Origin of the sequence: Paracoccus sp. J55 (genome assembly GCF_000513975.1) — a bacterium.
GTDB lineage: Bacteria > Pseudomonadota > Alphaproteobacteria > Rhodobacterales > Rhodobacteraceae > Paracoccus.
This window is the reverse complement of the sequence record NZ_AZVA01000001.1, coordinates 119,031-138,489: the sequence shown is the minus strand read 5'-3', so window position 1 is coordinate 138,489 and position 19,459 is coordinate 119,031. Positions and strand designations below refer to the sequence as shown.

The 19,459-nt window shown below is 67.7% G+C and carries 19 protein-coding genes; 13 read left to right on the top strand and 6 right to left on the bottom strand.

The window, feature by feature from the left end; genetic code table 11:
* Positions 1–102: 102 nt before the first annotated feature.
* The gene (rpoD, locus tag PARJ55_RS0100655) at positions 103–2,091 is read left to right on the top strand and encodes an RNA polymerase sigma factor RpoD (RefSeq protein WP_028711224.1); all 1,989 of its coding nucleotides are present in this window, start codon (positions 103–105) and stop codon (positions 2,089–2,091) included.
* Positions 2,092–2,147: 56 nt separating this feature from the next.
* Here the strand turns inward: rpoD and PARJ55_RS0100650 are convergent, their stop codons facing one another.
* Positions 2,148–2,696, bottom strand: a complete 549-nt coding sequence (locus tag PARJ55_RS0100650; RefSeq protein ID WP_028711223.1) for an NADPH-dependent FMN reductase — start codon at positions 2,694–2,696, stop codon at positions 2,148–2,150.
* Positions 2,697–2,862: 166 nt separating this feature from the next.
* Here PARJ55_RS0100650 and rmuC point away from each other — a divergent pair, with 166 nt between their 5' ends.
* The 7 genes from rmuC to PARJ55_RS0100620 all read left to right on the top strand — a co-directional run bounded on the left by rmuC (position 2,863) and on the right by PARJ55_RS0100620 (position 8,654).
* A complete protein-coding gene (gene rmuC / locus PARJ55_RS0100645) occupies positions 2,863–4,302 on the top strand; it encodes a DNA recombination protein RmuC (protein WP_232215645.1) in 1,440 nt (479 codons plus the stop codon).
* Positions 4,303–4,319: 17 nt separating this feature from the next.
* Positions 4,320–4,760, top strand: a complete 441-nt coding sequence (locus PARJ55_RS21305; RefSeq protein WP_036713632.1) for a hypothetical protein — start codon at positions 4,320–4,322, stop codon at positions 4,758–4,760.
* 4 nt (positions 4,761–4,764) lie between these two features.
* Positions 4,765–5,187, top strand: a complete 423-nt coding sequence (locus tag PARJ55_RS0100640; protein ID WP_028711221.1) for a secondary thiamine-phosphate synthase enzyme YjbQ — start codon at positions 4,765–4,767, stop codon at positions 5,185–5,187.
* Between the two features lie 93 nt (positions 5,188–5,280).
* Complete coding sequence (locus tag PARJ55_RS0100635) at positions 5,281–6,150, top strand: ABC transporter permease (RefSeq protein ID WP_028711220.1); 870 nt, start codon at positions 5,281–5,283, stop codon at positions 6,148–6,150.
* On the top strand, positions 6,147–6,953 hold the full coding sequence (locus tag PARJ55_RS0100630) for an ABC transporter permease (RefSeq protein WP_028711219.1): 807 nt from the start codon (positions 6,147–6,149) through the stop codon (positions 6,951–6,953). Before PARJ55_RS0100635 ends, PARJ55_RS0100630 begins: the two co-directional genes overlap by 4 nt.
* Before the next feature lie 65 nt (positions 6,954–7,018).
* Positions 7,019–8,116, top strand: coding sequence for an ABC transporter ATP-binding protein (locus PARJ55_RS0100625; RefSeq protein ID WP_198019302.1), 1,098 nt, complete (start codon positions 7,019–7,021; stop codon positions 8,114–8,116).
* A 97-nt stretch (positions 8,117–8,213) separates the two neighbouring features.
* On the top strand, positions 8,214–8,654 hold the full coding sequence (locus tag PARJ55_RS0100620; RefSeq protein ID WP_028711217.1) for a pore-forming ESAT-6 family protein: 441 nt from the start codon (positions 8,214–8,216) through the stop codon (positions 8,652–8,654).
* An 88-nt stretch (positions 8,655–8,742) separates the two neighbouring features.
* On the opposite strand, the gene PARJ55_RS0100615 is transcribed toward PARJ55_RS0100620, so the two are convergent.
* Positions 8,743–9,084: an MmcQ/YjbR family DNA-binding protein gene (locus PARJ55_RS0100615; protein WP_028711216.1), complete on the bottom strand. Its 342-nt coding sequence runs from the start codon at positions 9,082–9,084 to the stop codon at positions 8,743–8,745.
* A 155-nt stretch (positions 9,085–9,239) separates the two neighbouring features.
* On the opposite strand from PARJ55_RS0100615, the gene cysS reads away from it, so the two are divergent.
* Genes cysS through PARJ55_RS0100600 form a run of 3 tightly spaced genes read left to right on the top strand, consistent with a single transcriptional unit; the run spans position 9,240 to position 13,101 of the window.
* Positions 9,240–10,628, top strand: coding sequence for a cysteine--tRNA ligase (cysS, locus tag PARJ55_RS0100610; protein ID WP_028711215.1), 1,389 nt, complete (start codon positions 9,240–9,242; stop codon positions 10,626–10,628).
* Between the two features lie 32 nt (positions 10,629–10,660).
* A complete protein-coding gene (gene cimA, locus PARJ55_RS0100605; RefSeq protein WP_028711214.1) occupies positions 10,661–12,283 on the top strand; it encodes a citramalate synthase in 1,623 nt (540 codons plus the stop codon).
* Positions 12,280–13,101, top strand: coding sequence for a squalene/phytoene synthase family protein (locus PARJ55_RS0100600; protein WP_028711213.1), 822 nt, complete (start codon positions 12,280–12,282; stop codon positions 13,099–13,101). Before cimA ends, PARJ55_RS0100600 begins: the two co-directional genes overlap by 4 nt.
* Positions 13,102–13,149: 48 nt before the next feature.
* Here PARJ55_RS0100600 and eno read toward each other — a convergent pair whose 3' ends face one another.
* The 4 genes from eno to PARJ55_RS0100580 all read right to left on the bottom strand — a co-directional run bounded on the left by eno (position 13,150) and on the right by PARJ55_RS0100580 (position 17,110).
* The gene (eno, locus tag PARJ55_RS0100595) at positions 13,150–14,427 is read right to left on the bottom strand and encodes a phosphopyruvate hydratase (protein WP_011750294.1); all 1,278 of its coding nucleotides are present in this window, start codon (positions 14,425–14,427) and stop codon (positions 13,150–13,152) included.
* Positions 14,428–14,493: 66 nt separating this feature from the next.
* The gene (locus PARJ55_RS0100590; RefSeq protein WP_028711212.1) at positions 14,494–15,276 is read right to left on the bottom strand and encodes an endonuclease/exonuclease/phosphatase family protein; all 783 of its coding nucleotides are present in this window, start codon (positions 15,274–15,276) and stop codon (positions 14,494–14,496) included.
* A gap of 18 nt (positions 15,277–15,294) precedes the next feature.
* A complete protein-coding gene (locus tag PARJ55_RS0100585; protein WP_028711211.1) occupies positions 15,295–16,710 on the bottom strand; it encodes a YdiU family protein in 1,416 nt (471 codons plus the stop codon).
* 61 nt (positions 16,711–16,771) lie between these two features.
* Entirely contained in the window at positions 16,772–17,110 is a 339-nt protein-coding gene (locus tag PARJ55_RS0100580; RefSeq protein WP_028711210.1) for a multidrug efflux SMR transporter, read from the bottom strand.
* A gap of 143 nt (positions 17,111–17,253) precedes the next feature.
* Between PARJ55_RS0100580 and obgE the strand changes: the two genes are divergently transcribed.
* Together obgE and proB are read left to right on the top strand one after the other, a co-directional pair.
* Positions 17,254–18,285 carry a GTPase ObgE gene (gene obgE / locus PARJ55_RS0100575; RefSeq protein ID WP_028711209.1) on the top strand — a complete coding sequence of 344 codons (1,032 nt, stop codon included), beginning with the start codon at positions 17,254–17,256 and terminating at the stop codon, positions 18,283–18,285.
* Positions 18,273–19,385: a glutamate 5-kinase gene (gene proB / locus PARJ55_RS0100570; protein ID WP_028711208.1), complete on the top strand. Its 1,113-nt coding sequence runs from the start codon at positions 18,273–18,275 to the stop codon at positions 19,383–19,385. Before obgE ends, proB begins: the two co-directional genes overlap by 13 nt.
* Positions 19,386–19,459: the final 74 nt, after the last annotated feature.

Genomic DNA, 19,459 nt, shown 5'->3' with positions numbered 1-19,459 from the left:
GGCCGGGCCGCGGGCTTTGAATCCCCCCGCGATTCGGATAGAACCGGCCGATAGCCGATCCCGATTCGCTGATTCGCGAATCACCGCTTCAAGGGAGCCAGCATGGCAGCCAACGACGACGACCAGAAGCCCGACACCAAGGACGACGATCATTCGCTGGACATGTCGCAGGCTGCGGTCAAGCGCATGATCGCCGAAGGGCGTGAGCGCGGCTTCATCACCTACGACCAGCTCAATGCCGTCCTGCCGCCCGAACAGGTCAGCTCGGACCAGATCGAGGACGTGATGTCCATGCTGTCCGAAATGGACATCCGCGTGGTCGAGACCGACGAGGAGGCCGAGGAGGCCGAGCAGGGCGGCGAGCTGGCCACCACCGGCTCGGGCTCGCGCGAGATCGCCGTCGCCACCGCCGAGACCGAGAAGCTGGACCGCACCGACGACCCGGTGCGCATGTATCTGCGCGAGATGGGTTCGGTCGAGCTTCTGTCGCGCGAGGGCGAGATCGCCATCGCCAAGCGCATCGAGGCCGGCCGCAACACCATGATCGCCGGGCTTTGCGAAAGCCCGCTGACCTTCAAGGCCATCACCATGTGGCGCCAGGAGCTTCTGGACGAGGACATCCTGCTGCGCGACGTGATCGACCTCGAAACCACCTTCGGCCGCTCGATGGACGAGGAGGGCGAGGAAGAGGAGGTGCTGCCGACCGACACCCGCCCGGCCGCCAATTCCGGCGGCGCGCCCCGCGAAGAGGAAGAACTGGACGCCGACGGCAATCCGATGGGCCGGGGCGAGGATGACGAGGATGACGACGACGGCCAGAACCTGTCGCTGGCCGCGATGGAAGCCTCGCTGAAGCCCAAGGTGCTGGAGACGCTGGAGGCGATCGCCCGGGGCTACGAAGAGCTGGCGCATATGCAGGACAACCGCATGTCCGCCACGCTGAACGAGGACGGCACCTTCTCGGCCGCGCAGGAGAACGCCTATCAGGAACTGCGCTCGCGCATTGTGGCGCTGGTGAACGAGCTGCACCTGCACAACAACCGCATCGAGGCGCTGGTCGATCAGATCTACGGCATCAACCGCCGCATCGTCACCATCGATTCCAACATGGTGAAGCTGGCCGATGCCGCCCGCATCAACCGCCGCGAATTCATCGACGCCTATCGCGGCAGCGAGCTCGACCCGACCTGGGTCGACCGGATGATGGAGCACAAGGGCCGCGGCTGGCAGGCGCTGTTCGAAAAGTCCCGCAGCCAGGTGGAAAACCTGCGCGCCGAGATGGCCATGGTCGGCCAGCATGTCGGCGTCGATATCGAGGAATTCCGCCGCATCGTCAGCCAGGTCCAGCGCGGCGAGAAGGAATCGCGCCAGGCCAAGAAGGAAATGGTCGAGGCGAACCTGCGGCTGGTGATCTCGATCGCCAAGAAATACACGAACAGGGGCCTGCAATTCCTTGATCTTATTCAGGAAGGCAATATCGGCCTGATGAAGGCCGTGGACAAGTTCGAGTATCGCCGCGGCTACAAGTTCTCGACCTATGCCACCTGGTGGATCCGCCAGGCGATCACGCGCAGCATCGCCGACCAGGCCCGCACCATCCGCATCCCGGTGCACATGATCGAGACGATCAACAAGCTGGTGCGCACCGGCCGCCAGATGCTGCACGAGATCGGTCGCGAACCCACGCCCGAGGAACTGGCCGAAAAGCTGCAGATGCCGCTGGAAAAGGTCCGCAAGGTGATGAAGATCGCCAAGGAGCCGATCTCGCTCGAAACCCCCATCGGGGACGAGGAGGACAGCCAACTCGGCGATTTCATCGAGGACAAGAACGCCGTCTTGCCGCTGGACAGCGCCATTCAGGAGAACCTGAAGGAGACCACCACGCGGGTGCTGGCATCGCTGACGCCGCGCGAGGAGCGGGTGCTGCGCATGCGCTTCGGCATCGGCATGAACACCGACCACACGCTGGAAGAAGTCGGCCAGCAGTTCAGCGTCACGCGCGAACGTATCCGCCAGATCGAGGCCAAGGCGCTGCGCAAGCTCAAGCATCCCAGCCGGTCGCGCAAGCTGCGGTCGTTCCTGGACCAGTAATCGCCGGGATCAGGGAAAAGGCCGCGCCCTCGGGGCGCGGACTTTTCATGTCGGGCTCAGCCGTGCTTCTCGATCCAGTCCGCGAAGGAATCGACGAAGCCTTGCAGGAATTTCGCGGTCTTTTCGTCGGTGACGCTGCCATCGGCGCCGTAGGCATCGGCGTTCCACTGGATATAGGCCTCGGGCATGCTCATCATCACCGTGCCGACATGGAGCAGGTCGTTCTTCAGCCGCGCCTGCGCCAGCGCCGCGCCGATCACCCCGGGCGAGGTGCCAGTCACGGCCGCGGGCTTGCCCTTCCACGAGTTCTGGCCATAGGGCCGGGTGCCCCAATCGATGGCGTTCTTGATCACGCCGGGATAGCTGCGGTTGTATTCCGGCGTGATCGCCAGCACCGCGTCGGAATGCTCGACACGGTCCTTGAGCCGCAGCACCGATTCGGGCGGCTCGGCCCAGAGATCCTCGTCGTAATGCGGCAGATCGCCGATATGCAGCAGGTGGAACTGCAACCGACCCTCCGCCAGTTTCTGCAATGCCTTCATCAGCCTGTGGTTGAGCGATTCCTTGCGGAGCGAGCCCACCATGACGGCGACGGTCTTGACCATGCCGGTTCTCCTCTTGCGGTTTTCCGGCGCAGGCTAGGGGCGCGATCCGGGCAAGGAAAGAGGGCGGCGCGCTTGCATTCTGGGGGGAAAAGGTGAACAGTGACGGCCAAGCGGCGCATGACCGCGGACCGGAAAGGCGCAAGGGCCGATGGGCGAGGCGGAAAACATGCAGGCATGGTTGGCGGATGCGGGCAATCTGCGATTGTTGCTGATCGCGGCGCTGGCGGCCTTGGCCTGCTGCCTTGTTGCGCTGTGGCGAACGCGGCGTTCGGCAGAAGCGGCCGCCACGCTCGCCCGGGGGCGCGAGGCCGAATTGCAGGCGCGTCTTGAGGCCGAGGCGGCCGAGCTGCACGGCCAGCGGCTTGCCGTCGGCCGGCTGGAGACGCGGGCGGAATCGCAGGCGCTGCGTTTGCAGGAGCTGATCGAGGAGCGCGACGGGCTGACCGATGCGCTGCATCGCGAACGCCAGCAGGTCTCGCGCCTCGAACGCGAGCTGGCCGAGACCCGGCTCGCAGCACAGAAGGACCGCGAGGCGGCCGAGCGCGACATCGCCACCCTGCGCGAGCTGCGCGAGGAGATGACCGGACAGTTCCGCCTGCTGGCCAACGAGACGCTGAAATCCCAGGGCAGCGAGATGCAGAAGGCGCATGGCGAGCAGCTTTCGGCGCTGCTGACCCCGTTCCGCGATCAGGTGCACCGCTTCCAGACCGAGCTGCAGGCCCGCAACAAGGCCACCGACGAGGAGCGCGCCCGGCTGCGCGAGCAGATCGAATACCTGCACAAGCGGTCCGAGGACATCTCGCGCGAGGCGGTGGCGCTGACCCGGGCGCTGAAGGGCGACAGCCAGAAGCGCGGCGCCTGGGGCGAGATGATCCTGGAACGCATCCTGGAGGATTCCGGCCTGATCGCCGGCACGCATTACGACACGCAGTCGAGCCATCGCGACGCCGACGGCAAGCTGTGGCGGCCCGACGTGATCGTGAAGATGCCGCAGAAGAAGCTTCTGGTGATCGACAGCAAGGTCTCGCTGAACGCCTATGAAGAGGCGGTGAATGCCGAGGACATGCCGACCCGCGACGCCGCGCTGCGCCGGCATGTCGCCTCGGTCCGCGCCCATGTCGCCGGGCTGGCGGCCAAGGGCTATCAGGCGATCGACGAGGGCTCGGTCGATTACGTGCTGATGTTCATTCCCGTCGAAGGCGCGTTTTCCGAGGCGCTGCGCGTCGATCCCGACCTGGCGCGGCATGCGATGGAGAACCGGGTGGGGCTGGCGACGCCGACCACGCTGATGCTGACGCTGCGCACCGTCGACCACATCTGGACGGTCGAGCGGCGCGAATCGAACGCCATGCAGATCGCCGCCCGCGCCGGCCAGCTTTACGACAAGCTGCACGGCTTCGTCTCGGCCGTCGAGGATGTCGGCACCGCGCTGGAGCGGGCGCAGAAAAGCCATGCCACCGCCATGGACCGGCTGACGCGCGGCCCGGGCAATGTGATCCGCCAGGCCGAGATGCTGCGCGAACTGGGCGCGCGCACGCAGAAGCGCATCGGCCTGGACCATGACGGCGCCGCGCTGCTGGAAGCGCCCGGCGAGGCGGCGGAATGAATAGAAAGGACAAAAGAATGCAAACTGCGGACTGGGCACCGTGGCGGAAAGACGAGCGTGCATATAGAGACGGCGGCTTGCTGGAAAGGTTCGGTTGCAGCTTGCAGAGTTGGTGGCCGGCGATCATTGCCCCGTTTGTCATGTGCGGCTTTGCCCTCAACGGCTTTTCGGGATCTCCGCCCGGTTCGGGGCAAGGGGCGTTTTACATACGGCTGTTCGTATTTGGCGGATTGCTGATCTTTTCTGCGATTGGCACTGGCTGGCTGATGGCGGTGTCGGCATCATTGCCGCCGCGCTGGTGCTCATGGCGAAACTGGCGTGGCTGGATCATAACGCCGCCGCTGGTGGCGGTGGTCATCGCATGGGCTTTGGTGGTGGGTGAAACCTTCGACAGCTTTTCTAGGATGGTGGAGGCTACGGTTTTTCTGCTGAAGACCTCACCAATTCCGAACCTGTAATAGAATGCAGCATGTCTTCGCCATCCAGACCCGCGGCCCGGCCTGCCACGACTTCACTGCCGAGGTCACCGGCTGGCTGCGCGGCATCGGCGCGGTGGACGGGGTGGTGACGCTGTTCGTGCGCCATACCTCCTGCTCGCTGCTGGTGCAGGAAAACGCCGACCCGGATGTGCAGCGCGATCTTCTGGCCTGGCTCGACCGCATCGCGCCTCCGGCCGATCATCCCGCGATGCATTACCTGACGCATCGGGCCGAGGGGCCGGACGACATGCCGGCGCATCTCAAGGCGGCGATCCTGCCGGTCAGCCTGCAGATCCCGGTCGCGCATGGCCGGATGGAACTGGGCAGCTGGCAGGGCATCTATCTGGTCGAGCATCGGGCACGCCCGCATCGCCGCGAGGTGGCGGCGCATTTCCAGGCGGCCTGAGGCCGGCTCGCCGCGCCGCAGGAAAACCCTTTTCCTCGCGGCGCGGATATGGAAACCTGCCACCCTAAGCGACAGGGATTCACAGGGCGGGGCATGGCGTCAGGAAACCGATCTCAGACGGCTCAGGGCCTGACTCTGATCGCGCCGCCGCTGGCCTATGCCGTGCTGGTGCTGGCGGCGCCCTTGCTGACCATCCTGGCCTATTCCTTCTTCAAGGACGGCTATCTGACGGTGATCCGCGAATTCACGCTGGAGAACTACCGCGCCGTCTGGGCCGATCCGATCTTTCACCGCATCATGCTGCGCTCGCTGGTGGTGGCGGCGCTGGTCACGCTGGCGACGGTGGTGCTGGCCTTTCCGGTGGCCTATTTCCTGTCCTTCGCCGTCGCGCCGCAGAAAAAGGCCATGTGGCTGTTTCTGATCACCATCCCGTTCTGGACCAGCTACCTGATCCGGGTTTTCCTGTGGAAGGTGATCCTGGGCTATAACGGCGTCATCAATTCTGGCCTCAAGACGCTGGGCATCATCGAGCAGCCGCTGACCTTCATCCTCTACAACGTGAATTCGATGGTCATCACGCTGGCCCATGCCTATGCGCCCTTCGCCATCCTGCCGATCTTCATCGCGCTGGAAAAGATCGACCGCTCGCTTCTGGAGGCCGGGCGCGACCTGGGCGAAAGCCGGGCCATGACCTTCTGGCGCGTCACCCTGCCGCTGGCCATGCCCGGCGTGGTGGCGGCGGCGCTGATCGTCTTCATCCCGACCATCGGCGATTATGTCACCCCGGCGCTGATCGGCGGCGGCAAGATCCCGATGATCGCCAATATGATCCAGGCGCAGATGCTCGACCTCGACAACCGGCCGATGGGCTCGGCGCTGGCGGTGACCGCCATGCTGATCGTGGCGGTCATCAGCCTGGTCTTCATCGCCCTGAACCGCCGCTTCCTGAAGGTGCGGCAATGAAGGGCGGGGGGCTGCGCGCCTATGCGCTGATCTATCTGCTGTTCCTTTACGCGCCGATCCTGCTTCTGCCGATCTTTGCCTTCAATTCCGGCACGATCATCGCCTTTCCGCTGCGGGGCTTCACCACGGAATGGTTCGCGCAGATGTGGGGCAACGCCTCGCTGCGCCGGGCGCTGACCAATTCGCTGACCATCGCCGTCAGCGCCTCGATCCTGGCGACCTGCCTTGGCATCTTCGCCGCGCGCGCCTCGACCCGGTTCGAGTTTCCGGGCAAGGGGCCGATCATGGGGCTGATCATGCTGCCCCTGGTGCTGCCCGAGATCATCGTCTCGATCTCGCTTCTGGTGGTGCTCTTGTCGCTGGGGGTCAAGCTCAGCATCCTGACGGTGATCATCGGCCATACGCTGATCTGCATGCCCTATGCGATGGTGATCCTGTCCACCGCCTTCAACTCGCTCGACCGGTCGCTGGAGGAGGCGGCCTATGACCTGGGCGAGACGCGGATCAGCGCCTTCCGGCTGGTGATCCTGCCGCTGGTCATGCCGGGCATCATCTCGTCGCTGCTGATGAGCTTCACCATCAGCCTGGACGAATTCATCATCGCCTTCTTCCTGGCCGGGAACGAGCCGACGCTGCCCACCTATATCTTCAGCCAGCTGCGCTTTCCCAAGCAGATCCCGATGATCATGGCGCTGGGGACGGTGCTGGTGGTCATGTCGATCCTGCTTCTGACCGTCGCCGAATATTTCCGCCGCCGCGGCATCGCGAAAACCGGCGCCAAGGATACCGGAGGTTTCCTGTGACGACCCAAAACCCGGGCCCGAAAACCACCGCCGCCCATCGCGCCGCCATGGCCGGCGCGAAGCCGATGATCGAGATCCGCGAGGTGCAGAAGCATTACGGGGATTATCACGCCCTGCGCGGCATCGACCTGACCATCCGGGCGGGCGAGTTCTTTTCGCTGCTGGGCCCCTCGGGCTGCGGCAAGACCACTCTTCTGCGCACCATCGCCGGGTTCGAGGATATCTCCTCGGGCGTGGTGTTGATCGACGGGCAGGACATGCAGGACGTGCCGGCGAACCGGCGGCCGACGAACATGGTGTTCCAGTCCTATGCCATCTTCCCGCATCTGACCGTGGCCGAGAATGTCGGCTTCGGGCTACGCCGCGATCCGCGCCCGCGCGCCGAGAAGGCGGCGGCGGTCGAACAGGCGCTGGAGATGGTGGGCCTGAAAGGCTATGGCGCCCGCGCCAGCCATGCGCTGTCCGGTGGGCAGCGCCAGCGGGTGGCGCTGGCCCGGGCGCTGATCCTGAAGCCCAAGGTGCTGCTGCTCGATGAGCCGCTTTCGGCGCTGGACCGCAAGATGCGCGAGCAGATGCAGGTCGAGCTGATCAAGCTGCAGCGCCAGGTCGGCATCACCTTCGTCCTGGTCACCCATGACCAGGAAGAGGCGCTGGTCATGTCCGACCGCATCGCGGTGATGTTCGAGGGCCAGATCGCCCAGCTCGACGGGCCCGAGGCGCTTTATGCCCGCCCCACCAGCCGCCGGGTGGCGAATTTCATCGGCGTGATGAACTTCCTGCCGGCGCGGGTGCTGGGCGAGACCGGCGAGGCCGTGCAGATCGAGGCGCCCGGCCTGGGCCGCGTCGATATTCCCATGGCCAATGTCAGCCGCGCCGATCCGGGCGACGACGGCCCCTCGATCGGCTTCCGGCCCGAGGCGGTCTCGCTGGTGGCGTCCGGCGCGCAGGGCACGAACCGGGTGGCCGAAGGGGTGATCGACGAGGTCGTCTATTACGGCGACATGACCTATTACGACGTGCGGCTGGACGGCTCGGGCTCGTTCGACGGCCAGGCCCGCCCGGTGCGCATCGCCATGCGCAACGTCTTCGGCCGCGAGGTGCAGGATGTCGGCACCCGCGCGAATGTGAGCTGGTCTCCGGGCTCGCTGGTGCTTTTCCGCTGATCCGGCGGGAAGGCGGCCGCGGCATTCCGCCGACCCGGTTTGCGGCTCCGGCTGGGGCGTGCCACAGTCCCGGCACACGCAACAGACGGAGATCGAGATGATCGCACGTTTCGCAATTCTGCCCGCCCTGGCCCTTGGCCTGACCGCAGGCGTCGCCCTGGCGCAAGAAGCGCCTGCCCCGGCCGATCCCGCCGCCCCGGCGACGACCGAGGCGCCGGCCGCCGTGCCCGCGCAGGACGATGGCGCCGCCTATGAAAGCGCGCGCAACCAGCTGGGCGTCCTGGGCTATTGCCAGGAGAAGGGCCATATCGACGGCAAGGCGGTCGAGATCCAGACCAAGCTTCTGGCGATGATCCCGGCGGGCGACGCGGCCCGGGGCGATGCGGCCGAAGCCAAGGGCAAGGAAGGCACCGTCGCGGCCATGGGCGTCGAGCGCACGCTGGCCGATGCCGCGGCCGAGCAGAACACCACCGAAGAGGCGCTGTGCCAGCAGATGGAGGCGCTGCTGCAGCAGCTGGCCTCGCAGGTTCCGGCCTGACGCCTGGCTTTCGGCGGGGGCCAGTCGCTCGGCCCTTGCCTCTGGCCGGTTCCCTTGCCCTTGCGGGAAAGGGAGCCGGCCGTTTTCGTCACAAGGGCGGCAGCGCGGCCTGGACCTTCTTCGGCAGCTTGCCGCGCACCAGCCGGTAGGAATGGCGGATGCGGTGCGCCAGCTCGTCCGGGGCCGAATCGAGCGGCAGGGCGACCCAGCTGCGATGCAGATAGGCCGCGCGCTCGGCCACGCCGGTCTCGATCAGGAATTCGGCCATCTCGACGCTGTCGGTCTTGACCGAGACATGGGTGCCGACGGTGCCGGTCACCGCGAAGGTCTTGCCGCCGATCTTCCAGCAATCATGGCCGCCGCCCCAGGGATCCGACCATTCGGACCCGGGCTGCGCGGCGCAGATCTCGTTGACCAGTTCGCGGCTCATGGCCCGAGTTTTGCAGCCTCTCTTGGCATAGGCAAGACAATGCTTTATGGCAGGCGCATGAAGGCAGGAACCGCCACCATCCGCTGCATCATTACCGGCTGAAATTTCAGGCGGGCGGTTCACGGTGACCAGTTGACGCCCGCAAAGGGGAAGTCATGGTCGAGATCAGGCTGACGAATACCAGGACGCGGCGGAAAGAGACGTTCCGGCCCATCGACCCGCAAAACGTGCGGCTCTATCTCTGCGGGCCGACGGTCTATGACCGGGCGCATCTGGGCAATGCCCGGCCGGTGGTGGTGATCGACGTGCTGGTGCGGCTGCTGCGCCATGCCTACGGCGCGGATCATGTCACCTATGTGCGCAACTTCACCGACGTCGACGACAAGATCAACGCCGCTGCCCTGGCCCGCAAGGAGGCCGGCGCCCCCGGCACGCTGGAGGCGCTGATCCGCGAGCGCACGCAGGAAACCATCGGCTGGTATCATGCCGACATGGATGCGCTGGGGGCGAAGCGTCCGGATCACGAGCCCCGCGCCACCGATTACATCGCCCAGATGATCGCCATGATCGAGACCTTGATCGCCGGCGGCCATGCCTATGCGCGCGACGGCCATGTGCTGTTCCGGGTGCGCAGCTTTGCCGATTACGGCCAGCTCTCGGGGCGTTCGGTCGACGACATGATCGCCGGCGCCCGGGTCGAGGTCGCGCCCTTCAAGGAAGACCCGATGGATTTCGTGCTGTGGAAGCCCTCGGACGACGAACTGCCGGGCTGGGACAGCCCCTGGGGCCGGGGCCGCCCGGGCTGGCATATCGAATGCTCGGCCATGTCCTACGAGCTGCTGGGCGAAAGCTTCGACATCCATGCCGGCGGCATCGACCTGCAATTCCCCCATCACGAGAACGAGATCGCGCAAAGCTGCTGCGCCCATCCGCACGGGGATTTCGCCCGCGTCTGGCTGCATAACGAGATGCTGCAGGTCGAGGGCAAGAAGATGTCCAAGTCCCTGGGCAATTTCTTCACCGTCCGCGATTTGCTGGATCAGGGCATCCCGGGCGAGGTGATCCGCTTCGTGCTGCTGTCCACGCATTACCGCAAGCCGATGGACTGGACGGCCGAGAAGGCGCGCGAAGCCGAGGCGGTGCTGCGCAAGTGGCGCGGGCTTGTCGCGGGGATCGACCCCGCGCCAAGCCCGGCCCCCGCCGTCCTCTCCGCGCTTGCCGACGACCTCAATACCGCGGGGGCGATCGCGGCGCTGCACGAGCTGGCGGGGCAGGGCGACGCGCCCGCGCTGCTTGCCGGCGCCCGGATGTTGGGGCTGCTGACCGAGGATCTGGGCGGATGGATCGCCGAGGGCCCCAACCTGTCGCCCTGGGCCGAGCGCATGACGGCCTTGCGGGCCGAGGCCAAGGCCAGCAAGGATTTCTCGGCCGTCGATGCGCTCAAGCAGCGCCTGCTTTCCGCCGGGGTCGAGGTCCGCATGGGGCCGGCCGGGGTCGAGCTTCTGCCCGGCCCGGATTTCGACGCCGCCAGACTGCCCGAATAACCGCATACCAGCCAGCCGAAGGGGCCGCCCCGATGACGCGCCAGCGCCTTTACCTTTACGACACCACGCTGCGCGACGGGCAGCAGACCCAGGGCGTGCAGTTTTCCGCCGCCGAAAAGGCCGAGATCGCGCAGATGCTGGACCGGTTGGGCGTGGATTACATCGAGGGCGGCTGGCCCGGCGCCAACCCGACCGACAGCGATTTCTTCGCCCAGGCGCCCACGACCCGCGCCACCATGACCGCTTTCGGCATGACCAAGCGGGCGGGACGTTCGGCCGAGAACGACGACGTGCTGGCAGCGGTCTTGAACGCCGGCACCCGTGCGGTCTGCCTGGTCGGCAAGACCCATCCCTTCCATGTCCGCGAGGCGCTGGGGATCTCGCTGGAGGAGAACCTCGAAAACATCCGCGCCTCGGTCGCGCATCTGGTGGCGCAAGGGCGCGAGGCGTTGTTCGATGCCGAGCACTTCTTTGACGGCTACGACGAGGACGCGGATTATGCGCTGGCCTGCCTGCATGCGGCGCGGGAGGCGGGCGCGCGCTGGATCGTGCTGTGCGACACCAATGGCGGCAACCTGCCCGAGCGGGTGGGGCAAGTGACCCGTGCGGTGATCGCCGGCGGCATCCCGGGCGAGCGGCTGGGCATCCATTGCCATGACGATACCGGCAATGCCGTGGCCTGCACCCTGGCCGCCGTCGATGCCGGCGCGCGCCAGATCCAGGGCACGCTGAACGGGTTGGGCGAGCGCTGCGGCAATGCCAGCCTGACCAGCATCATCCCGACCCTGCTGCTGAAGGAGCCCTATCGCTCGGCGCTGGAAACCGGGATTTCGGCCGAGGGGCTGGCTGGCCTGACCCGCATCTCGCGCCGGCTGGATGAGATCCTGAACCGCGCGCCCAGCCGCGGCGCGCCCTATGTCGGCAGCTCGGCCTTCGCCCACAAGGCCGGGCTGCATGCCAGCGCCATCCTGAAGAATCCCGCGACCTACGAGCATGTCGATCCGGCTACCGTGGGCAACGAGCGCATCATCCCGATGTCGAACCAGGCCGGGCAGTCGAACCTGCGCGCCCGTCTGGCCGAGGCGGGGATCGAGGTCGGCCGCGACGATCCGGCGCTGGCGCGCATCCTCGATCTGGTCAAGGCGCGCGAGGATGCCGGCTATGCCTATGACGGCGCGCAGGCCAGTTTCGAGCTGCTGGCCCTGGCCGAGCTGGGCCGGATGCAGCATTACTTCTCGGTCGAGCGCTACCGCGTCACCGTCGAGCGGCGCCGGAACGCGCTGGGGAAGCGCATCTCGGTTTCCGAGGCGGTAGTGGTGGTGCAGATCGGCGGCGAGCGCATGCTCTCGGTCAGCGAGAGCATGGATGCCGAGGGGCATGACCGCGGCCCGGTCAACGCGCTGTGGCGGGCGCTGGCCAAGGATCTGGGCCCCTACCAGGCCGCCATCGACGACATGCATCTGGTGGATTTCCGCGTCCGCATCACCGGCGAAGGGGTCGAGGCGACGACGCGGGTCATCATCGACAGCGCCGACGGCCATGGCAACCGCTGGTCCACCGTCGGCGTGTCGCCCAACATCGTCGATGCCAGTTTCGAGGCGCTGGTCGATGCGATCCGCTGGAAGCTGATCCGCGACAGGGTGGCGTCGGCATGAGCCTTGACGACTGCGCCCAGGCATTGCGCGACCACGATCCCGACCGTTTCGGCATCTGCCTGCTGGTGCCGGCCGAGGCGCGCCCGAAGCTCATGTCGCTTTATGCGCTGAACCTGGAACTGGCGCGGGCGCCGCTCGCCTCGGCCGAGCCGCTGATCGCCGAGATGCGGCTGCAATGGTGGATCGAGCGGCTGGAGGAGATCGGCGCCGGCAAGCCGCAAGCGCATGAATTGCTGACGCCGCTGGCCGAAGCCTGGGGGCCGCGCGCTGCCGCCTTCGCCGTGCTGGCCGAAGCCCGCCGCCGGGATGCGGCGCGCGAGCCGCTGGTCGGGCCGGATGCCGTCGCCGGTTATGTGCGGGATACGGCGGTGCCGCTGGCGCAATTCGCGGCCGAGGCCCTGGGCCGGGGTGGCGCCGGGGGCTTCGCGCCCCCGGACCCCCGCGGGATATTTGGGCAAGAAAGAAATGCAGGGCCCGCGGCAAGGGTGGTCGCCGCCCAGGCCGAAGGGGTGGGGCTGGCGCATTGGCTGGCCGCGCTGCCGGCCTTGCAGGGGCTGGGGCTGGGGCTTTGGGATCCCTCGGCCGAGGTGTTGGGGCAGATTGCCGGCCAGGCCCGCGCGAAACTCGCCGAGGCGAAGGCGCAGCGCCGCCATGTGCCGCGCCGGCTGGCACCGGTGCTGTTTGCTGGCGCGGGGACCCGGGCGGTGCTGCAGGCGGCGCCGCGGGGGATCGAGGCGCTGGCCGGCGCCGGGCCTTCGGAATTCCGCCGCCGGCTTGCGCTTGGCGCTTTTGCGCTGACGCATCGCTGGTGGATATGAAAAGGGCGGCCAGCGGGGCCGCCCTTCGTCATTCGGGTGTCGCGGGGCTCAGCCGCGCAGGATGGATTTCCCGGCATATTCGGCGGTGGCGCCGAGCATTTCCTCGATGCGGATCAGCTGGTTGTATTTCGCCAGCCGGTCCGAGCGCGCAAGCGAGCCGGTCTTGATCTGGCCGCAATTCGTCGCCACCGCCAGGTCGGCGATGGTGGCGTCCTCGGTCTCGCCCGAGCGGTGCGACATCACCGAGGTATAGCGCGCGCGGTCGGCCATGCGCACCGCGTCCAGCGTCTCGGTCAGGGTGCCGATCTGGTTGACCTTGACCAGCAGCGAGTTGCCGCAGCCCTTGGCGATGCCTTCGGCCAGCCGCGCCGGGTTGGTCACGAAGAGGTCGTCGCCGACCAGCTGCACCCGGCCGCCCAGCGTGTCGGTCAAGAGCTTCCAGCCGTCCCAGTCGTCCTCGGCGCAGCCGTCCTCGATCGACAGGATCGGGTAGTCGTTGCAGAGCGCCTCAAGGTAGGCGACGTTCTCGGCCGGGCTCAGCGACTTGCCTTCGCCGGCCATCTCGTATTTGCCGCCCTTGAAATATTCGGTCGAGGCGCAGTCCAGCGCCAGCATGATGTCGTCGCCGGGCTGGTAGCCGGCCTTCTCGATGGCTTTGAGGATGAAGTCCAGCGCGTCGCGGGTGCTGGAGAGGTTCGGCGCGAAGCCGCCCTCGTCGCCGACGCCGGTGGCGAGGCCCGCCGAGGACAGCTCCTTCTTAAGCGTATGGAACACTTCCGAGCCCATGCGCACGGCCTCGCGGATGTTCTCCGCCGCCACCGGCATGATCATGAATTCCTGGATGTCGATCGGGTTGTCGGCATGTTCGCCGCCGTTGATGATGTTCATCATCGGCACCGGCAGCACGCGGGCGCCCGCGCCGCCGACATAGCGGTAGAGCGGCTGCGAGCAGGCCTCGGCCGCGGCCTTGGCCACCGCCAGCGACACGCCGAGGATGGCGTTGGCGCCCAGCCGGCCCTTGTTCGGGGTGCCGTCCAGTTCGATCATCATGCGGTCGATGGCGACCTGCTCGGTCGCATCCTCGCCGATCAGGTTCTCGGCGATCTCGCCGTTGACGGCGGCGACGGCCTCCAGCACGCCCTTGCCCAGATAGCGCGCCTTGTCGCCGTCGCGCTTTTCCACCGCCTCATGCGCGCCGGTCGAGGCGCCCGAAGGCACCGCGGCGCGGCCCATGGTGCCGTCTTCCAGCGTCACATCGACCTCGACCGTCGGGTTGCCCCGGCTGTCCAGTATCTCGCGCGCGAATATGTCGATGATGGCCGTCATGTCTGCGTCCCTCTTCCTGACAGGTGTTGGCGGCTGTTTAGCCGACGGGGCCGGGACGGGAAAGCGTCATTCTGTCCCGGCAATCCCATCCTGGCCGGGAATGCGCGAGGTGATGCGCGCCGGGTGATAGCCGCAGGGCACCTCCTCATGCGCGTTGACCGCCAGGTCGGCCCAGACCGGCAGATGGTCAGAGGCCTGCCGCGCGGTCTCGTTGTCGAGGACGCCGCAATCCAGCACCTCGATGCTGCGCGAGACGGCGAAGCGGTCATAGCGCAGGCGCGGGAAGGGCGCGGGCCAGCTGGGGCCCGGGGTGACGACGCGCAGCGCCTCCAGCGCCTCGAGCCCGCGCGAATCGTGCCATTCGTTGAAATCGCCGGTCAGCGCCATCCGGTCGTGGCCGATACGCCGGGCCTGGGCGATGATGCGCGACAGCTGCGCGCGGCGCGACGAGCGGATCAGCCCCAGATGCACCGCCACCACCGTCAGCCCCGGCAGGCGCAGCACCAGCGCGCCGCGCGGTTCGATCCCCGGCAGCGGCAGGCGGCGGATCGCCGCCTTGTCGCGCAGTTCCGGGCGCAACAGGATGGTCTGCCCGTGCCAGCCCAGCGAATTCTCGCCGGTGCCGATGAACGGGGCGGGCACCATGCCGGTGGTCTTTTCGATCAGCTTGCGCGGCAGCGCCTCGGGCCGGGCGCCGAAGCGGAAATCCACCTCTTGCAGGGCGATCACGTCGGCGCCCAGTTCGGCGATGACGGCAAGGTTGCGTTCGGGTGCGTGCGGGCCGGTCATGCCGCGGCACTTGTGCAGGTTGTAGCTGGCCAGTCTCAGTTGGTCGGGGCTTTTCGGCATGGGGCCTTTCGCTGCTGCTCAGGTGCCGCAGAAGGTGCGGCGGACGATCTCCTCGGGCGCCGGGGCCAGCGCATAGGGCTCCCATTCCGGCCGGTCCTCGAAGGGCGCGCGCAGCGCCGCGTCGAGCGCGTGGAAGGGCGCGTAATCGCCCTCGCGTCCGGCGGCGATGGCTTCCTCGATGCGGTGGTTGCGCGGGATGCGGCGCGGATTGGCGCGGGCCATGACCGCTGCGGCGTCCGGCAGGTCGCGGATGCGCGCCTGCCAGCCCTCGGCCCAGGCGTCGAACTGCTGGGGCGCGGCGAATTCCTCGCGCGCGCGGCCATCCGCCAGCCCGGCGAAGCTGCGGGTGAAATCCGCCTCCTCGGCCGCCATCAGCGTCAAGAGCCGCTCGATCAGCGCGCGATCCTCGGGGCGCGGCGCGGCGATGCCCAGCTTGGCGGCGAAGCGTTTCAGCCATTCGGCCTGATAAAGGTCCGGGAAGCTGTGGACGATGCGCGTCGCCTCGGCCACCGCCGCGTCGTCATTGCCCATCAGAGGCACCAGGCAGCTGGCGAATTGCGCCAGGTTCCAGACCGCGATGTTCGGCTGCTCGTTCCAGGCATAGCGGCCATGGGCGTCGATCGAGCTGAATACCTTGTCGGGCCGGTAGCCGTCCATGAAGGCGCAGGGGCCGTAGTCGATGGTCTCGCCCGAGATCGACATGTTGTCGGTGTTCATCACCCCGTGGATGAAGCCGAGCGCCATCCAGCCGGCGATGGTGGCCGCCTGCCGCTCGACCACGCGCTGCAGCAGGTCCGCCGCGCCGGATGCCTCGGGATAGTGCCGGGCGATGACGTGATCGGCCAGCAGCTGCAGCCGCTCACGGTCGCCGCGGGCGGCGTAGAATTCGAAGGTGCCGACGCGGATATGGCTGGAAGCGACGCGGGTCAGCACCGCGCCGGGCAGCAGCGTCTCGCGGATCACCGTCTCGCCGGTAGTGACGGCGGCCAATGCCCGCGTCGTCGGGATGCCGAAGGCCGCCATGAACTCGCTGACCAGGTATTCGCGCAGCACCGGGCCCAGCCAGGCCCGCCCGTCGCCGCGGCGCGAGAAGGGCGTCGGGCCCGCGCCCTTCAGCTGGATGTCGAAGCGCGCGCCGTCCGGCGCCACCACCTCGCCCAGCAGAACCGCGCGCCCGTCGCCCAGCTGCGGCACGAAGCCGCCGAACTGGTGGCCGGCATAGGCCTGGGCGATGGGCTCGGCCCCTTCGGGCAGGTCGTTGCCGGCCAGCATCGCCACCCCTTCGGGTCCGGCGAGCCAATCGGCATCAAGGCCGAGACGCTCGGCCAGCGGCCGGTTCAGCGCCACCAGCTTCGGGTCGCGCACCGGCGTCGGTCGGGTGCGGGTGAAGAAACCTTCCGGCAGTCGGGCATAGCTGTTGTCGAAGTGGATCATAGCGCCCTCCATTCGAACATTATCTAGACCCGATTGCCGGAATGTTAAGGGCGGATCGGGTTCAATGCGTCACGCTGCCCGAGAACAGGTTCACGATGACGACACCCGCGACGATCATGGTCAGCCCGACCACCGCCGCGAAATCCAGCCTCTGGCCAAAGACGAAAAGCCCGATCAGCGACACCAGCACGATCCCCAGCCCGCTCCAGATCGCATAGGCGATGCCCAGCGGCATGGCCCGGAGCGCCAGCGACAGGAAATAGAACGATGCCGCATAGCACAGCCCCATCAGCAGCGTGGGCACCAGCCGGGTGAACTGTTCGCTGCGTTGCAGGAAGGTGGTGCCGACAACCTCCAGGGTGATGGCGGTGAAAAGCGTGGCATAGGTCAGGACCGGCATGGCGTCTCCACAGGTTCGTCGCCGGCCCATCTAGCCAGAGGCACGAGGGAAAGTCACGCCGTCCCGGCCGCGCGCCCTTGAACCGAATGGCCCAAGCGCGTATCCCACCCTCTGCCCCGTTTCCGCCGCAAGGATGCCGCCCCGTGAAATTTCTCGATCTCGCCAAGGTCTATGTCCGCTCGGGCGGCGGGGGCGCGGGCTGCGTGTCCTTCCGCCGCGAGAAATTCATCGAATATGGCGGGCCGGACGGCGGCGACGGCGGCAAGGGCGGCGATGTCTGGGCCGAGGCGGTGGATGGGCTGAACACGCTGATCGACTTCCGCTTCCAGCAGCATTTCTTCGCCAGGTCCGGCGGGCACGGCATGGGCGCGCAGCGCACCGGCGCCAGCGGGGACGATATCGTGCTGCGTGTCCCGGTCGGCACCGAGATCCTCGAGGAGGACCAGGAGACGGTGATCGCCGACCTGACCGAGCCCGGACAGCGCGTGCTGCTGGCCAGGGGCGGAAATGGCGGCTTCGGCAACCTGCATTTCAAAAGCTCGACCAACCGGGCGCCGCGCCACGCCAATCCCGGCCAGCCGGGGGTGGAGCGCACGCTGTGGCTGCGGCTGAAGCTGATCGCCGATGCCGGGCTGGTGGGGCTGCCGAATGCCGGGAAATCGACCTTCCTGTCGGCGGTGTCGAACGCCCGGCCCAAGATCGCCGACTATCCCTTCACCACGCTGCACCCGAACCTGGGCGTGGTCGGCGTGGACGGGCATGAATTCGTCATGGCCGACATCCCCGGCCTGATCGAGGGGGCAAGCGAGGGCAGGGGGCTGGGCGATCAGTTCCTGGGCCATGTCGAGCGTTCGCGCGTGCTTCTGCATCTGGTCGACGGCACCGCCGAGGACGTGGCGCAGGACGCCCGCACCATCCTGACCGAGCTTGCGGCCTATTCCCCGACGCTGGCGGAAAAGCCGCGGGTGACGGCGCTGAACAAGATCGACGCGCTCGACCCCGAGACGCTGGCCGAGCGCAAGGCGGCGCTCGAGGCCGAGATCGGCGGCCCGGTCCTGCTGATGTCCGGCGTCTCGCGCGAAGGCGTGACCGAGGTCCTGCGCGCGCTCTGGGCGCGGATCGCTCCCTCGCGCAAGCCGGCCGAGGATCGGGAAGACAAGCCGTGGCAGCCGTGACGCCGGAACTGGGCCGCGCGCAGCGGCTGGTGGTCAAGATCGGCTCGGCGCTTCTGGTGAACGGCGCGGGGCTGCGCGTCGAATGGCTGCGCGCGCTTTGCGACGACGTGGCCCAGGCGCGGGCGCGGGGCACGGATGTGGTGCTGGTCTCCTCGGGCGCCATCGCACTGGGGCGGCAGGTGCTGGGCCTGTCCGCCGGCCCCCTGCGGGTCGAGCAGTCGCAGGCAGCGGCGGCGGTGGGCCAGATCAAGCTGGCCCGCGCCTATGAGGAGGCGCTGGCCCCGCATGGCGTCAAGACCGCGCAGCTGCTGGTGACGCTGGACGACACCACCGACCGCCGCCGTTACCTCAACAGCCGCGCCACCATGCAGACGCTGCTGGGCCTCGGGGTGGTGCCGATCGTGAACGAGAACGACACCGTGGCCACCGACGAAATCCGCTTCGGCGACAACGACCGGCTGGCGGCGCAGATCGCGGTGACCTGCGGGGCCGACCAGCTCTTGCTGCTGTCGGACGTGGACGGGCTCTACACCGCCAATCCCAAGACCGACCCCTCTGCGCGCCACCTGCCGGTGGTCGAACAGATCACGCCGGAGATCGAGGCCATGGGCGGCGACCCGATCTCGGGCGTCAGCAAGGGCGGCATGAAGACCAAGCTCTTGGCGGCGCGCACGGCGGTGGCCGGCGGCTGCGCCATGGCCATCGCCGAGGGCTCGGTCCTGAACCCGCTCTCGGCCGTCGCGAATGGCGCGCGCGTGACCTGGTTCCTGCCCGATACCGACCCGCAGGCGGCGCGCAAGCGCTGGATCGCGGCGATGAAGCCCAAGGGCGAGATCACCGTCGACGCCGGCGCGGCGCGGGCGCTGGGGCAGGGCAAGTCGCTGCTGCCGGCCGGCGTGGCCGCCGTCTCGGGCCGCTTCGGCCGCGGCGATCCGGTGGTGGTGCAGGACGGCAAGGGCGCGCGTCTGGCCTGCGGCCTCGTGCGCTATTCCTCGACCGAGGCGCGCGCCATCGCCGGCCACCGCAGCGACGAGATCGAGGGCATCCTGGGCTATCCCGGCCGCGCCGCGCTGATCCATCGCGACGACATGGTGGTGTGAGCCCCGTTTTCGCACCAAGCTTGGGCGTCACGGTCGCAGGAGTATTTGGGAAACGGTGAAGGGCATTGGCGCAG

What these genes read in the sequence shown, in the direction of transcription:
- PARJ55_RS0100650 (WP_028711223.1), bottom strand. Translation starts at nt 2,696, where the DNA reads ATGGTCAAGACCGTCGCCGTCATGGTGGGCTCGCTCCGCAAGGAATCG.
- rmuC (WP_232215645.1), top strand. Translation starts at nt 2,863, where the DNA reads ATGCAGGCATGGTTGGCGGATGCGGGCAATCTGCGATTGTTGCTGATC.
- eno (WP_011750294.1), bottom strand. Translation starts at nt 14,427, where the DNA reads ATGACGGCCATCATCGACATATTCGCGCGCGAGATACTGGACAGCCGG.
- PARJ55_RS0100590 (WP_028711212.1), bottom strand. Translation starts at nt 15,276, where the DNA reads ATGCCGAAAAGCCCCGACCAACTGAGACTGGCCAGCTACAACCTGCAC.
- cysS (WP_028711215.1), top strand. Translation starts at nt 9,240, where the DNA reads ATGGTCGAGATCAGGCTGACGAATACCAGGACGCGGCGGAAAGAGACG.
- PARJ55_RS0100635 (WP_028711220.1), top strand. Translation starts at nt 5,281, where the DNA reads ATGGCGTCAGGAAACCGATCTCAGACGGCTCAGGGCCTGACTCTGATC.
- PARJ55_RS0100625 (WP_198019302.1), top strand. Translation starts at nt 7,019, where the DNA reads ATGATCGAGATCCGCGAGGTGCAGAAGCATTACGGGGATTATCACGCC.
- PARJ55_RS0100580 (WP_028711210.1), bottom strand. Translation starts at nt 17,110, where the DNA reads ATGCCGGTCCTGACCTATGCCACGCTTTTCACCGCCATCACCCTGGAG.
- rpoD (WP_028711224.1), top strand. Translation starts at nt 103, where the DNA reads ATGGCAGCCAACGACGACGACCAGAAGCCCGACACCAAGGACGACGAT.
- PARJ55_RS0100640 (WP_028711221.1), top strand. Translation starts at nt 4,765, where the DNA reads ATGCAGCATGTCTTCGCCATCCAGACCCGCGGCCCGGCCTGCCACGAC.
- cimA (WP_028711214.1), top strand. Translation starts at nt 10,661, where the DNA reads ATGACGCGCCAGCGCCTTTACCTTTACGACACCACGCTGCGCGACGGG.
- PARJ55_RS0100615 (WP_028711216.1), bottom strand. Translation starts at nt 9,084, where the DNA reads ATGAGCCGCGAACTGGTCAACGAGATCTGCGCCGCGCAGCCCGGGTCC.
- PARJ55_RS0100630 (WP_028711219.1), top strand. Translation starts at nt 6,147, where the DNA reads ATGAAGGGCGGGGGGCTGCGCGCCTATGCGCTGATCTATCTGCTGTTC.
- PARJ55_RS21305 (WP_036713632.1), top strand. Translation starts at nt 4,320, where the DNA reads ATGCAAACTGCGGACTGGGCACCGTGGCGGAAAGACGAGCGTGCATAT.
- PARJ55_RS0100585 (WP_028711211.1), bottom strand. Translation starts at nt 16,710, where the DNA reads ATGATCCACTTCGACAACAGCTATGCCCGACTGCCGGAAGGTTTCTTC.
- PARJ55_RS0100620 (WP_028711217.1), top strand. Translation starts at nt 8,214, where the DNA reads ATGATCGCACGTTTCGCAATTCTGCCCGCCCTGGCCCTTGGCCTGACC.
- PARJ55_RS0100600 (WP_028711213.1), top strand. Translation starts at nt 12,280, where the DNA reads ATGAGCCTTGACGACTGCGCCCAGGCATTGCGCGACCACGATCCCGAC.